Annotated in this window: 12 protein-coding genes; 2 read left to right on the forward strand and 10 right to left on the reverse strand. The window is 65.2% G+C overall.

All coding sequences use genetic code 11. The annotated features are described in order from the left end of the window. Nucleotides 1–27: 27 nt before the first annotated feature. From HQ843_RS04910 to HQ843_RS04930, 5 genes are all read right to left on the reverse strand, one after another. Nucleotides 28–738, reverse strand: coding sequence for a copper homeostasis protein CutC (locus HQ843_RS04910; RefSeq protein WP_180899574.1), 711 nt, complete (start codon nt 736–738; stop codon nt 28–30). Beyond that, nucleotides 735–1928, reverse strand: a complete 1194-nt coding sequence (locus HQ843_RS04915; RefSeq protein ID WP_180899573.1) for an MFS transporter — start codon at nt 1926–1928, stop codon at nt 735–737. Before HQ843_RS04915 ends, HQ843_RS04910 begins: the two co-directional genes overlap by 4 nt. Before the next feature lie 75 nt (nt 1929–2003). Next, on the reverse strand, nt 2004–3467 hold the full coding sequence (locus tag HQ843_RS04920) for a M81 family metallopeptidase (protein ID WP_180899572.1): 1464 nt from the start codon (nt 3465–3467) through the stop codon (nt 2004–2006). Nucleotides 3468–3474: 7 nt separating this feature from the next. Next, on the reverse strand, nt 3475–5406 hold the full coding sequence (locus HQ843_RS04925) for a beta-N-acetylhexosaminidase (RefSeq protein WP_180899571.1): 1932 nt from the start codon (nt 5404–5406) through the stop codon (nt 3475–3477). Nucleotides 5407–5457: 51 nt separating this feature from the next. Further along, entirely contained in the window at nt 5458–6321 is an 864-nt protein-coding gene (locus tag HQ843_RS04930; protein ID WP_180899570.1) for a MurR/RpiR family transcriptional regulator, read from the reverse strand. Nucleotides 6322–6520: 199 nt separating this feature from the next. On the opposite strand from HQ843_RS04930, the gene HQ843_RS04935 reads away from it, so the two are divergent. Together HQ843_RS04935 and HQ843_RS04940 are read left to right on the forward strand one after the other, a co-directional pair. Further along, complete coding sequence (locus tag HQ843_RS04935) at nt 6521–6997, forward strand: hypothetical protein (protein ID WP_180899569.1); 477 nt, start codon at nt 6521–6523, stop codon at nt 6995–6997. A gap of 34 nt (nt 6998–7031) precedes the next feature. Beyond that, on the forward strand, nt 7032–8528 hold the full coding sequence (locus tag HQ843_RS04940; RefSeq protein ID WP_180899568.1) for a M81 family metallopeptidase: 1497 nt from the start codon (nt 7032–7034) through the stop codon (nt 8526–8528). A 197-nt stretch (nt 8529–8725) separates the two neighbouring features. Here the strand turns inward: HQ843_RS04940 and HQ843_RS04945 are convergent, their stop codons facing one another. From HQ843_RS04945 to HQ843_RS04965, 5 genes are read right to left on the reverse strand one after another with little or no spacing between them, the layout of a single operon-like run. Next, nucleotides 8726–9481, reverse strand: coding sequence for an SDR family NAD(P)-dependent oxidoreductase (locus HQ843_RS04945; protein ID WP_180899567.1), 756 nt, complete (start codon nt 9479–9481; stop codon nt 8726–8728). Next, entirely contained in the window at nt 9478–10992 is a 1515-nt protein-coding gene (locus HQ843_RS04950; protein ID WP_180899566.1) for a class I adenylate-forming enzyme family protein, read from the reverse strand. The genes HQ843_RS04945 and HQ843_RS04950 overlap by 4 nt, the downstream gene beginning before the upstream one ends. Then, nucleotides 10989–11462 carry a MaoC family dehydratase gene (locus HQ843_RS04955; protein ID WP_180899565.1) on the reverse strand — a complete coding sequence of 158 codons (474 nt, stop codon included), beginning with the start codon at nt 11460–11462 and terminating at the stop codon, nt 10989–10991. The genes HQ843_RS04950 and HQ843_RS04955 overlap by 4 nt, the downstream gene beginning before the upstream one ends. Beyond that, complete coding sequence (locus tag HQ843_RS04960) at nt 11462–12478, reverse strand: NAD(P)H-quinone oxidoreductase (protein WP_180899564.1); 1017 nt, start codon at nt 12476–12478, stop codon at nt 11462–11464. Before HQ843_RS04960 ends, HQ843_RS04955 begins: the two co-directional genes overlap by 1 nt. A gap of 46 nt (nt 12479–12524) precedes the next feature. After that, nucleotides 12525–13502 (reverse strand): fumarylacetoacetate hydrolase family protein, encoded by a 978-nt coding sequence (locus HQ843_RS04965; RefSeq protein ID WP_180899563.1) that lies wholly within the window; start codon nt 13500–13502, stop codon nt 12525–12527. Nucleotides 13503–13521 lie beyond the last annotated feature (19 nt).

Below are 13521 nucleotides of genomic sequence, written 5' to 3' on the forward strand. Positions count from 1 at the left end.
CTGTCTGAGGCAGAAGCGCCAGAAGGCTCATACCATCGCCGCCTTCATCGCCCGGATCGCCGTGGCGTCGGTGCGCCCGGGCGCGGCGCTGTCAAATCCCTGGAGCTTCAATGCCTCGGCCTGATAGCGCGTCTTGCAGGAGGCGTGCAGTTCGCGCACGCCGGGGATCGCCAGAAACAGTTGGGCATTTTCGGCGTTGAGCCCGCCGCCCGGCATCAGCGAAATCCGTTCCCCTGCCGCCTCCGCCAATACCGCGATCAGATCGCGGCCCTCGCTGGCGCGCTGCTCCTGCCCGGAGGTCAGGATGCGCGGGATGCCGAGCGCGACCGCCGTTTCGAGGGCCGCGAACGGATCGCGGGTCAGGTCGAAGGCCCGGTGCAGGGTGATATCCATGCCCCTGGCCGCCCCGACAAGGGTCGCAAGGCCGTCCGCGTCGAGATCGTGATGGCGGTCGAGCGCGCCGATCACCACGCCGGCAACACCCGCCCTCCGGCAAAAGGCGATATCGCGCAGCATCGTCTCGAATTCCCGCGCGGTATAGACGAAGCCGCCGGCGCGCGGGCGGATCAGGACGTGAACGGGCACCGGCGCTGCCGCCGCGACCTCGATCAGCCCGGCCGACGGTGTCAGCCCGCCCTGGTCGAGCGAGGCGCAAAGCTCGATCCGGTCGGCGCCGGCCTCCACCGCCGTTTCAAGCCCGCCGACATCGCCGACACAGATTTCGAGAAGCGTGGTCATGAACGTCTCCGGTCGAGATAAAACACCAGCAGCCCGCCGGCAAAACCGGCGGCTGCGGAAAGGATAGCGGTTCCGGCGTAATCGGTCACCCTTGTGCCGAGCGCGAACTGCGCGGCCGCGATGCCGGCGCTGGCGAACATGTTGACCGAGATCAGCGAGGCGGCGAGGCCGGCCTTGTGGGCGATCAGGTTCTGCAGATAGGTCACCGGGATCGAGATGATCGCCGCCGCCCCGAGGCCGGCGATCCCGGTCAGCGCATAGGCCTGCCAGACCGCGGTGATATGGCCGAGCAGGAACAGATAGAGCGCGTAGATCACCGTACCGATAACGAAGATCGCAAGCTGCGGAACATAACGTTCGGCATAGCCCCAGCCGATGATGAACACGATCTCGAGGGCGGCGACGATGCCGACGAGCACGCCGACATCGGCAACCGCGCCGCCGGCCTGATCGGTCACGATCAGCGGCAGCACCGCGGCGTTCATATGCAGCATGGCGGTGATCAGCGAGACCGCCAGCAGCCGCAGCCACAGGCCGCTGCCCGAAAACGCCGAGAACGCCCTGAAAAAGGGCTCCGTCGGCCGCACCCGGAGCGCCTTGTCCGGCTTTGCCATGCCGAAGGTAAACAGCAGAACGCAGACCAGGGCAGCGATGCCGGCGAACAGAAAGGCGGGCAGCATGTCGCGGCTTTCGGCGAGCGCGACGCCGACCACGCCCGGCACCAGCACCCAGGACAGCGACAGAACCGCCCTGACGCCGGAATTGATCGACGCCACTTCCGCCGAGGGGCGGTTTGCCGTTTCGGTGCGGACATTGGCGAACAGCAGCGGGTAGAGCGCCGTGAACAGCGGAATGAACATCACCTTCGCCAGCGCGAAGCTTGCGATCGAAGGCAGGAAATAGACGCCCGCGAAGCCCGCCACCCCCGCCATGCCGCACAGAACCAGCGTCAGCCGGTAGCTGCCGAGCCGGTCGGTAAGGTTGCCGATCAGAACGCTTGCCGCCACCGAGATCAGCGCGCCCAGCGCCATCACCAGCGCATAGGCCCGGTCGCTCATGCCGAGCTCCTGAATGCCGATGACCGAGAGATAGGGAGAGGTTGCAGCACCGGCGGTGCCAAAAAAGAAAATACCCGCCGAGGAAATACGGATCGCCGGGTTTTTCAGGATGAGCGAGAATGTGTCGGGCATGAGCGTTTCGAGCCGTCGGAAAGGAGGCATTGGCGGGCCGGAATCAATATCCGTGATCGGCCCCCGGCGAAAGCCTCACGCGCCGGCATCATGCGCCGCTCCCCACCGCTTCGAGGGGCGCGGTTTCGGCACATAGCCGAAATCGCGCTGGAACGGATAGCATGGCGTGTGCCGCCTGAGATTGGGCAGGGACGCGATATCCTGATTGACGGCCCCATCGGTGAGCGCCATCAGGTTCGGGTTGGCGATGGGTGCCAACGCGGGCGACAGATAGCCGGACTTGACCACCAGCAGCCGCACCGCCTTCGGATCGAGCCCGAGCCGGGAAAAATCCTCGATAGTGTGGTAGGGACGCCGTCTTGCGGAAAGCACGATGGTGATGCCGCCGGCCACGACCACGGCCTGCCGCTCGTCGTCGCCTGCCGGATCATCGAGGCGGATAATCCTGGCTGTCGCGGTCGCCGAAGGGCTATTTTCATCGAGCGTTCCGCCGATGAACAGGTCGAGGACCGCGCCTTCGCCGGCCGCAAAGCACTCTTCCACGGCAGGACGGTCGGCAATGCCGGCGATCAGGGCATCGTCGAAACCGCGTTCGATCAGCGCCACCAGCACATCGGCGCGGTCGCCAACGCCGCCGCCGGTGGGATTGTCGCCGGAATCGGCAAGGATGACCGGTTTCGTGTCCGCCTTTTCCGCAATGTCGAGCATCTCGTCCAGCGGCCCCGTAACGGGCCCGAAGGAAAAATCGTCGCGGGCGTTCCAGTAGGACAGCGCGATTTCCGCCGCCGCCTTTTCCGCCGCGACCCAATCGGTCGCCGTCACCACGGCGCAAGCGGTTGCGCGCGGCTCGTCGGCCCAGACATAGCCGACCATCAGATTGGCGTCCCATATGCCCTCGCGGGCGTCGATCTCGGGAAGCCCGCGGTAGAGCGAGGCGGCTGGCTCGTCCTCGGTCGAGGTCCGCTCGCCCGGCAGCAGCACCGGAACGGGCGCCCAGATCACGCCGGGGCGGACCCCGGCTTCCAGCGCTTTCACCAGCATCGAATATGCCCTGACCATGGTCTCGCGCACATCGATATGCGGCGCGGTGCGATAGCCGGCGAATATGTCGATCCGGTCGATGATCGTCTGGCTGACATTGCCGTGGAGATCGTAGGAGACGGCGATCGGGCAATCCTCGCCCACCGTTTCGCGCGCCGCCGAGATCCAGTCAGCCTCGGCATCGTCCATGCCTTCGACATTCATCGCGCCATGCATGGCGAGATAGAGCCCGTCGAGCGGCAGGCTTGCCTGCAACCGCTCCAGGAAATCGGCCTTGAAGGCCTGATAGGTTTTGGCCGAGACCGGGCCGCCGGGCACGGCGCGAGCATGGAGCAGCGGCAGGATTTCGACATTGCCCGCGTCCCGCAGGAAGCTGAAATAATCTGCCTGCGCCAGGTCGTCTCCGGCGAGAACCCGGAAATTTTCCGCCTGCATCAGCGCCGGGTTGCCGGTTGAACACTCGGTGTGGATACCGCCGACGGCGATCCTGAATGTCATGATGGCCTCACAGTTTCGGGCTTGCGGGGGCAAGGGCTGCAAACCGCAGCCAGTTCTTGTTCGCCTTCGGCGTCCACCCGGCCTCGGCGACCGCCGAGATCCGCGGGAACACGAGATGGTTGAAATAGCCGCGCGACAGGAAGTGCTCGCTCCAGATGCAGGACTGGACGCCGCGCATCTTCTGCTTCAGCTCCTCGGGGAAATCGCCCTCGGCCTCGTAATGATAGCTGTGCTCGGGCGGCACGGTGCCGGCCCAGCTTGCGCCCGGCTCCTGAAACGCCTCGTCCTGCACCATGTCGAGGTAATAGGCCTGACCGGGCGTCATCACCACATCATAGCCGTCCTTCGCGAGCGCGATGCCGACCTCGGGCTTCTGCCACGCCATCAGCAGCGTGCCCTCGCGCGCAACCCCGCCGCCATGGGAGACCTCGTCCCAGCCGGCAAGCGTCCTGCCGCGCTCGGCGAGCATGGTCTGGATGCGCTTCATGAAATAGGACTGCAGCCCGAACGTGCCGTCGATCCCTTCCTTCTCCATCAGCGCCCGGGCAAGCGGCGAGGCGAGCCAGGTGTTGCCGGCCACCTCGTCGCCGCCGATATGGATGTAGCGGGCTGGGAACAGCGCGACCATCTCGTCGAACACCGTGCCGAGGAACACATAGGTTTCCTCGATCGCCGGGTTCAGCGCATTGTTCGGAAAGCCCTGCACCGAGTGATAGCTCTCCGGCGCTTCCTGCCCGTCGGCAAGTTCCGGGAGGGCGGCAAGCGCCGCGGTCGCGTGGCCGGGGATATCGACTTCCGGAATGATCTCGATACCGAGCGAGGCCGCATGCGCGACCACGGCGCGGACATCGTCCTGGGTGTAGAAGCCCCGGACCGGTTCGGCGCCATTGCCGAGCTGCGGCGGCATTTTCGTTCCCGGCGCGCGGGTGGCGCCGATTTCGGTGAGTTCCGGATAGGCCCTGATCTCCAGCCGCCAGGCCTCGTCATCGGTCAGGTGCCAGTGGAAGATGTTCATCCGGTGCCAGGCGAGGATATCGAGGAGGCGCAGCACATCGGCGGTCTGGTAGAATTGCCGCGAGACATCGAGATGGGTGCCGCGCCAGCCATAGCGCGGCGCGTCGTCGATCGTGCCGGAGGCCGGGAACCGGAAGGCCGAGCCTTTTTCGCGGGCGGCGGACAGCATCTGCGCCAGAACGGTCAGCGCGTATTGCCGGCCGGTGGCGGTCGCCGCGCGGATCGCGATCCTGTCGCCGAAGCGGATCGAATAGGATTCTTTTCCCATGCTCGTATCGGTCGCGAACGTCACCGCCCTGCCGCCTTCGACAGGCGCGAGGCTGAACGGCACATGCCCGCCTTCAAACAGCCGCGCAAACAGCGAAATCACGGCATCGACCGACTTCAGAGCCTCAAGGGCGGTGCCACCGGCGGGATAGAGCGCTACCGGCGGCGTCTCCCCCGGTTCGAGCGCGAGCGACGCCGGCCAGGGCAGGATGAACCAGGGCTCATCGCATTTTCCGTCCGGCAGCAGCGGTCGCGGGCGTTCGGCCACGCCGCCGGCCAGCATCAGGTCGTCGCAGGCGACGTCGACATAGCGATCGCCCTCAAGGATCAGGAAAGCGGACTTGGCGCCGTCGGTGCGGTGCTTGGCCGGGCGCGTCAGCCCGATCACCGAGAATTCCCAGGATTCGCCGGGCTGAAGCACAAGGTCGTCCGGGGCCCGGAATGCGTGATAATTGGCATTGCGCTGCACGAAAACGGCATTTTCGAACACCGAGGCGCCGCTCACGCGGGTGAGCGAGGTATAGGCGAGCGAAAACCCGGAAATCGGCGCGTCGGAGAGATTGACGAGGCGGAAATCGAAGGCCCCGGTCGGATCGCCTGCCACCGGACGCCATGAGTTTTCGAGACGGAATGCGGAACTGGACGCGGCGTTGGTCATGGACCCCTCTTTTTAAGCATGTGTCGGTTCGGTGTTGCCGCGCGAAAAAAATCAGTCGCCGAGAAGCTGACTGTCTTCCTTGTCGCGGTGAAGGACGAGTTGGGTTTTGATGTTGCGGAGCGTGACGGCGGCATGGTCGCGGGTGCGGTAGGCGACCAGATTGGCGAGAATGTCGATTGCCGCCATATAGGCAAAGCGGGTCGAAGTCGGGCGGAAGATGTTTTCCCCCTCCGGCAGGTCGATGCCGATGACGCAATCGGCGGCCCTGGCGACAACGCTGTCGCTCTGGGTCAGCGCCACCGTCTTCAGCCCCGCCCTGCTGGCGATCTCGAGCGTGCGGGCAAGCTCGTGGTTGCGGCCCGAAAACGAGGAGCCGACGATCACGTCCCCGGCATCGGCGGCGGCCGTCATCATCAGTTGCATCGAATGGTCTGCGCTGGCGGTGATCTGCTTGCCGAGCCTGAACAGCCGGTTCTGCAGTTCCGAGGCGATCATCGAAGAATTGCCGCCCGCGCCGAAGGCATAGATCATTCGTGCATCGGCGATCATGGCCGACGCCTTCTCGACCGCGTCGAGATCGAGCGCGCGATGCATCAGGAACAATGCGTTCTGCGCCTTGGTGATGACATCGGCGGCAACTTCGGATGCGCCGGAGCTTCTGGCCTCCGGGTTGAGATAGCGCACCCCGACATAGGCGGTCTTGGCGAGCTGAACCTTGAAATCGGCGAAGTTCTGGCACGACAGTCGCCGGCAGAAACGGGTCACCGTCGGCGCCGAAACCCCGGCGCGCTCGGCGAGCTCCACAATCGAGGCATTGACCGCGAAATCGAACTCGTTGAGCAGGATATCGCAGATGCGCCTTTCGGCCTGCGAAAACTGGGCCTGCTGTTCCTGTAGAACCGCGAAAATATCCATGTCCTGCGACACTCTCCCTTTACCGGCGCGGGCCATCCCCGAATCTACGCCAGCTTATCCCAAAACCGAAGGTTTCAGGATGGTCGGGTTATGCAAATTATTTTCTTTATTCGTTGACATGGCACCATAAAAACGGTCTTCTGGCTAGAGAAAATCCCCATTTACGAAAAAAATTTAGACAATTAGACAAGCGGCTCAAATGCGTGATCCTTTCGCCAACCCTTTCTCCGACCAAGACCGGCGCGCGATCTGGGACATGCTGGTGCCGCGCGATATCGACGCCTTTCTCGCCGCCGACTGGTCGATGGTCGCCGATGATTTCGTCACGATCGGTTTCTTCGCGATCGATGCCGGAAAGAACAGGCATCCGGACGACTGGCGGCTCGGCTTCCCCGATCTCGATCATTACCGCGATGAATGGCTGCGCCAGGCGCGGGCATTCGCCAGCGGCCAATATGCCGACGATCCGCGCGCCGCGATCTTCAACGCCACACGACTGGAACAGATCGAGATTTCCGGCGACGGCGCGCTGGTGCGCAAGAAATTCGATGGCGGCATCAAACGGGCCGATGGCGGATTTGACAGCATGAACTGGCAGACGCTTTATTACTGTCGGCGCGAGGACGGCCGCTGGAAGATCGCCGGCTTTACCGGCTACCTGCCGCATCCGTTTTGATCGGACACTGACGGGCGGCAGGGAGGAACGGAAAATGCGGATATTCACGGCGGCGCTGGCAACCGAGTCCAACACGTTCTCGCCGATCTGCATCGATCGCTCGGCCTTCATCGCCTCGTTTTACGCCCCGCCCGGCCAACATCCGGCAACGCCGACGCTCTGCACCGCGCCGATCACGGTCGGCCGCGCGTTTGCGCGTGCGCGGAATTTCGAGCTGATCGAGGGCAGCGCCGCCTGGGCCGATCCCGCCGGCCTTGTCAACCGCCAGGCCTATGAGGGCCTGCGCGACGAAATCCTCGATCAGTTGAAGGCCGCCCTGCCGGTCGATGCCGTGGTGCTTGGCCTGCACGGGGCGATGGTGGCCGCCGGCTACCCCGATCCCGAGGGCGATCTGCTGTCGCGCATAAGGGACATGGTCGGGCCGGACGTGCTGGTCTGCGCCGAGCTCGACCCGCACAGCCACCTGACCGCCAAACGGGTGGCGGCCGCCGATTTCTTCGTCGCCTTCAAGGAATTCCCCCATACCGATTTCGTCGAGCGCGCGGGCGATCTGTGGCGGATCGCGCTCGATACGCTGGAAGGCCGGGTGAAGCCGGTGATGTCGGTGTTCGACTGTCGCATGATCGACGTCTATCCGACCTCGCGCGATCCGATGCGCGGCTTCGTCGACCGGCTGATCTCGCTGGAAAAGGCTGATCCGGATATCCTGTCGCTGTCGGTGATCCACGGCTTCATGGCGGGCGACGTGCCGGAAATGGGCACGAAAATGATCGCGGTCACCAATGGCAATCCGGCAAAGGGTGCCCGGCTGGCGCGCGAACTCGGCATGGCGCTTTTCGAAAAGCGCGGCACCTTCCGCATGCCGGAGATCGACGAGCGCCAGGCCGTGCGCCAGGCGCTGCGTTCGGAAAACCATCCCGTGGTGATCGCCGATATGTGGGACAATCCCGGCGGCGGCACGGCGGGCGACGCCACTGTGGTGCTGGCCGAACTGCTGCGCCAGGGTGCGACCAATACCGCGGTCGGCACGATCTGGGATCCGGTCGCCGTCAGCATCGCCATGGCCGCCGGCGAAGGCGCGGAGATCCCGCTGCGCATCGGGGCGAAATCGGCGCCGGGCACCGGCGCGCCGATCGATGGCATCGTCCGGGTCGAAAACATCAACCCGCACGCCGAAATGCGCTTCGGCGACAGTATCGTGCCGTTCGGCCCGGCGGTGACGGTGAGGCTCGACGGCATCGAGATCATCCTCAACACCGTGCGCGCGCAAAGCTACGACCCCTCGCTGTTCTCAGTGATGGGGATCGATCCGCTCAAAAAGGACATTCTGGTCATCAAATCGACCAATCATTTCCACGCGGCGTTCTCGCGGATTTCCAGAGAGATCATCTACTGCTCGGCCGGTACGCCCTATCCCAACAATCCCGCGCTCACCGCCTATAAGCACGCGCCACGCGACATCTGGCCGATGGCGGACGATCCGCATGGGCTCGGCGCGGCGGAGGCCAGTGTCGGTTCGGGCGAAGCGTGAGGGCTTTGCGGCCTTGCTCCGCGTGCTTGCGGCGCCTGCGGGAGAGATACGCCGAAAAGAGGGTGAAGCAGTACGTCAAATCGTAAGGGCTTTTGTGGGGGTAGACTCCCCCCTCACTGTCGCTGTCGCGACATCTCTCCCCTCCGGGGCGAGAAGATTGGCGGGCTATGCGGCCCGATTCCGGCTGGATCGTTGCCCTACAGATGCCTGCCCTCATCGACCGGGACGACGATGCCGGTGGAACTCGTCAGCAGGCAGGCGCAGGCGATGATTGCCCGGGCGACATCGTCCGGCGTGGTGATCCTGGCAAGCGGCAGCGTTTTTGCCATCGCCTCCAGCCGTTCGCGCGGGCGGCCCGGCACGAAACCGGTATCGACCCCGGCGGGCGAGACCGAGAACACCCGGATTTCCGGCGCGAGCGCCTTGGCAAGGCCGATGGTGAGCGAATCGAGCCCGGCCTTGGCCGCGCAATAGGCAAGGTTGCTGCCCACCCCGGTGCGCGCCGCAATCGAGGACACGTTGACGACGGCTGCGTCTTTCCCGCGCGACAGAAGCGGGCGGAAGGCGCGGACCATGGCGAACGGGCCGCGCAGGTTCACCTGCGTGATCCGGTCGAACAACTCGTCGGTGAGCCCGTCGAGATCACCCGCCGGCACGACTTCGGTGGCGCCGCCATTGTTGACCAGCAGGTCGATTGCGCCGAAATGCGCCTCCACGTCGGCGGCGGCCTCCGCGATACTGTCGGCCTCCTCGATTGCGATCCGGAGCGCCATGTGACCCTCGCCCGGCAGGGACGCCGCCAGCGCTTCGGCCTTTTCGCGATTGCCGTGAAAGCCGATCACGATCGTCGCGCCCAGCGCCGCCAGCCGCTCCGCGGTCGCCCGGCCGATGCCGCCGCTGGCCCCGGTGATGACGGCGACGCGGGGACGGACCGGCAATGTGTCGTCGCTCATGCACGCTTCTCCCAATAGGGTTTCCTGAGTTCCTGCTTCAGCACCTTGCCGCCCGAATTGCGCGGCAGCGCATCGCGGATTTCGACGGCGGCAATCTTCTGCATCCGTCCGAGCCGTTGGTTGACCCAGTCGCGGAGCGCCTGCGGTTCGAGCGCCGCGCCATTCTTCGCAACCACGAAGCCGAGCGGCGTCTCGCCCCATTTGTCGCTCGGGATCGCGATCACGGCGGCTTCCAGCACGCCGGGATGGGAAAGCAGTTTCTCTTCCAGATCCGAGGCGTAGATGTTGAAGCCGCCGGAAATGATCATGTCCTTCTTGCGGTCGAGCAGGACCAGGAACCCGTCTTCGTCGAACATGCCGATATCGCCGGTGCGGTGATAGAGCGTGCCGTCGCGATCGTGCCAGTAGAAGGCGCGGTTGGCCTCGTCATTGCGGAAATAGCCGGACATCATCATCGCCGAGCGGCCGATGATCTCGCCGCGTTCGCCTTGTCTGACGTCGTTGCCATCGTCGTCTATGATGCGGATCGTGTTGCCGGCGGCGGGTTTTCCCACGGTATGGGCCTTGTCGGGATGGCGCGCGGCATCGAGGATCGCGGTGCAGCCGCCCTCCGTCAGCCCGTAGACCTCGAAGAAATCGCCCGGCCAATGATCGAGGATCGCGCGCTTGGCGGCGGCCGGCAGCGGCGCGCCGGTGCTCTGCTTGACCCTGAAGGCGGAGAGATCGCGTTTGCCGAAACTGTCTGCCGCGAGGATGCGCTGGTATTGTACCGGCACCAGCATGGTGTGGGTAGCGCCGAGGCTTTCGGCGAGTTCGAGGTACCGTTCGGCGTCGAATTTCTGCATCAGCGCCACGCGGGCCCCGTGATGGAGCGCCGACAGCATCGGCATCAGCGTGGTGTTGGAATAAAGCGGGGTGGCGAGCAGCATGGTGGAGCCGGCGTCGAGCCCGAACAGCGTGCGCGCCGCCTGGCGGTAGCGCATCCGGTGGGGATGGACGATGCCCTTGGCCCGCCCGGTCGTGCCGGAGGAATAGATGATGTTGAACGGCGCATCGGGATCGGCGGTGACGGGCGCGGCAAGGGGCGGCGCCTCGTTGCGGAAGTCCGCCGGCACGCTGCCCGCCACATCGGCATCGAGCCGGACGACGCGCCCGGCATAGGCCTCGGGCACCAACCCGGCATAGCCCTCCTCAACGAACACCAGCGCCGGCTCGCAATCGGCCAACATGCCGGCAAGTGCATCGGGATGGGCCGAGGCCGGCAGCGGCACGGCGCATCCGCCGGCGGCGATGATGGCGAGATAGGCGGTGACGAGCCCGATATCGGCCGTGCCCAGAAGCGCGACCCGACCAACATCGCCATGAGCCGAAAGCGCGCCTGCTGTTGCCAGAACATCGCCCCGCAACTGCCCCCAGCTTGCGGTCTCGCCATTGCAGATAAGCGCCGTATCCTCCGGCCGGGTGTCGGCATGGCCAAGAATTGCGGCGATCAGTCCGCCTTCCTCGCTCATGCGCCCTCCCCCGCCGGGTCTTCGATCAGCAGGATATGGCGCGCGACGATCGCCGGGCGCTCTGCCCCCTCAAGCTCGATCACCGTGTCGTTGACGATCCTCGTGCCCTTCGGATGCGCCTCGGCTTCCACCAGCGTCAGCGCCAGCCGGATGCGGCTACCGACCGGCACCGGCATCACGAAGCGCATCCGGTCATAGCCGTAGTTGAGCCCGCGCCCGCGATGTTCGATCCGGTAGATATCGCGCTGCAGGTGGGGCATCAGGCTGACGAGATAGAGACCGTGGGCGATGGTCTTGCCGCCCGGCATCTCCCGGGCCGCGCGATCGACATCGACATGGATCCAGTGGTCGTCGCCGGTCAGCCGCGCGAACTCCGAAATCGCGTCTTGTGTCACCGCCACCCATTCGGAATGGCCGAGCCGTTCCCCGGCATGGTCTGCAAGATCGCGAGCATGATCGACCGTGAGCATCAGTTTTCTCCTCTTTCGAACGGCGCCGTTGCGGCGCGGGCCCCATCAATGGCGAGCACGACCTTGCCGATCTGTTCATTGCTGTCCATCAGTTCATGGGCGGCGCGGACATCATCGAAGGCGAAGACCTTGTGGATGCGGGTGCGGATTTCGCCGCTTTCGAGAAGCGGCCAGACGTCGCGCATCAGCTCGGCCGCGATCCGGCCCTTGTATTCGGCGGTGCGCGGGCGCAGCGTCGAGCCGGTCAGCGTCAGCCGGCGGCGCACGATCGCGCGGATATTGACCTCGGCCGTCTCGCCCTGGTGGCTGGCGATGAACACCAACCGGCCATCGGGCCTGAGAAGATCGAGCTGTTTCTGCGTATAGGACCCGGCCTGGGCATCGAGAATGACGTCGAAGCCGTCGGTGAGCGCGCGCAACTCTTCGGCCCAGTCGCCGCGATAGCTGACGGCATGCTGCGCGCCGATCTCTTCGCAGACGGCCAGTTTTTCCGCGCTGCCGGCGGTGGCGAACACGGTGGCATTGCGGAGCTTGCGGGCAATCTGGATCGCCGCCATGCCGACGCCGCTGGTGCCGCCCTGCACCAGCAGGCTTTCGCCGTCCGCCAGCCGGGCGAGCCAGATGACATTGTTCCAGGCGGTGAAATAGACCTCCGGCAGCGAGGCCGCCTCGATGAAGGTCAGGCCGCGCGGCACCGTCATGCATTGCAGCGCCGGAACGGTGCAGAACTCGGCATAGCCGCCGCCATTGACGAGCGCTGAGACGGGATCGCCGACGCTGAGGCCGGTAACGCCTTCACCGATGGCGGCAATCTCGCCTGCGACATCCAGCCCCGGGATCGGCGAGGCGTCGGGCGGCGGCGGATAGAGGCCGCGCCGCTGCTGGACATCCGGCCGGTTGACCCCGGCCGCGATTACCCGGATCAGCACCTCGCCGGGTTTCGGTTGAGGCTCCGGCCCGTCGACGATCGCGAGCACCTCCGGTCCCCCGGCGCCCTTTATTTCCACCAGCCGCATTCCGGCCTCCTCCCGGCATCGACCGCTGGCCGATGCGTTTGTCAGATCATTTCCAGTCGTGCACGACGGGGTTCGACAATCTGCCGAGACCCTCGATCTCGATATCGATCACGCCCGAAAGCTTGTGCATATTGACCGAACGATGGCCATTGGGGAAGTTGCCGACGCCCTTGGCCGAGGTGCCGAAGCAGATGATGTCGCCGGGCTCCAGCGTGAAATAGCGGCTCGCCTCCGCGATCACCTCCGCGACCTTGAAACGGTAGCTCGCCGTCGAATCGACCGCGAACGGCTCGCCGTCGAACCAGCCCTTGACCTCCAGCGCGTCAGGGTTTGAAACCGCGTCGGCGGTGGTGATCCACGGTCCCATCGGGCCGAACGTGTCGGTCGCCTTGGAGCGGGTGTGGTAGACGAAATAGACGTCGTTGTCGTCCTCGCCCTTGCGGTTGCGCCATGCCAGATGATGCGGGCGGATCAGCTCCTTCTCGCGCGTGGTGGCGATCGAATCGAGGCCGAATTTCAGGCCATGCGAGGTGACGTCATTGGTGATGGTGAAGCCGAAGATCGCGTCCTTGGCTTCCTCCACGGAGATTTTCCGGCAGCGCTTGCCGATCACGGCGGCAAGCTCCAGTTCCGGAATGGTCTCGCCGAAATGCTCTTCCATGATCACCGGCTTGTTGTGGCCGGTCAGGCACGACGGCGCCTTCAGGAAGAAATTCGGGACGCCCGGATCGCGATGCGCGGATTTGCGGATGCCCATATTGTTGAAGGCAACGCCGAGCACCTTGGTCGGGCGCGGCTGCGGCGGCAGCCAGTCGAGCGTGGCCTCATCGAGCGGCGCGGCGGTGCCCTTGTCGAAGGCGTCACGCACTTCCGCCAGCCTGCCATCCTCGATCAGATCGAGCATCGAACGGGGCGCATCGCCGAGGCCGGCGCTGGCATAGAGTTCGGACAGAAGCACGGGCCTGCCGTCCTTCTCGGCGACCAGCGCCGGGCGTCCCTGATGATTGATCATTCCTAGTTTCAAGGTAGTCTCCTGCTGTTCG

It is taken from the genome of Martelella sp. NC20 (assembly GCF_013459645.1).
In the GTDB taxonomy this organism is placed as follows: domain Bacteria; phylum Pseudomonadota; class Alphaproteobacteria; order Rhizobiales; family Rhizobiaceae; genus Martelella.

Bases quoted from the DNA above. Each gene is read 5' to 3' on its own strand.
- HQ843_RS04940 (WP_180899568.1), top strand. From the start codon at position 7,032: ATGCGGATATTCACGGCGGCGCTGGCAACCGAGTCCAACACGTTCTCG.
- HQ843_RS04960 (WP_180899564.1), bottom strand. From the start codon at position 12,478: ATGCGGCTGGTGGAAATAAAGGGCGCCGGGGGACCGGAGGTGCTCGCG.
- HQ843_RS04920 (WP_180899572.1), bottom strand. From the start codon at position 3,467: ATGACATTCAGGATCGCCGTCGGCGGTATCCACACCGAGTGTTCAACC.
- HQ843_RS04915 (WP_180899573.1), bottom strand. From the start codon at position 1,928: ATGCCCGACACATTCTCGCTCATCCTGAAAAACCCGGCGATCCGTATT.
- HQ843_RS04925 (WP_180899571.1), bottom strand. From the start codon at position 5,406: ATGACCAACGCCGCGTCCAGTTCCGCATTCCGTCTCGAAAACTCATGG.
- HQ843_RS04910 (WP_180899574.1), bottom strand. From the start codon at position 738: ATGACCACGCTTCTCGAAATCTGTGTCGGCGATGTCGGCGGGCTTGAA.
- HQ843_RS04945 (WP_180899567.1), bottom strand. From the start codon at position 9,481: ATGAGCGACGACACATTGCCGGTCCGTCCCCGCGTCGCCGTCATCACC.
- HQ843_RS04955 (WP_180899565.1), bottom strand. From the start codon at position 11,462: ATGCTCACGGTCGATCATGCTCGCGATCTTGCAGACCATGCCGGGGAA.
- HQ843_RS04935 (WP_180899569.1), top strand. From the start codon at position 6,521: ATGCGTGATCCTTTCGCCAACCCTTTCTCCGACCAAGACCGGCGCGCG.
- HQ843_RS04950 (WP_180899566.1), bottom strand. From the start codon at position 10,992: ATGAGCGAGGAAGGCGGACTGATCGCCGCAATTCTTGGCCATGCCGAC.
- HQ843_RS04930 (WP_180899570.1), bottom strand. From the start codon at position 6,321: ATGGATATTTTCGCGGTTCTACAGGAACAGCAGGCCCAGTTTTCGCAG.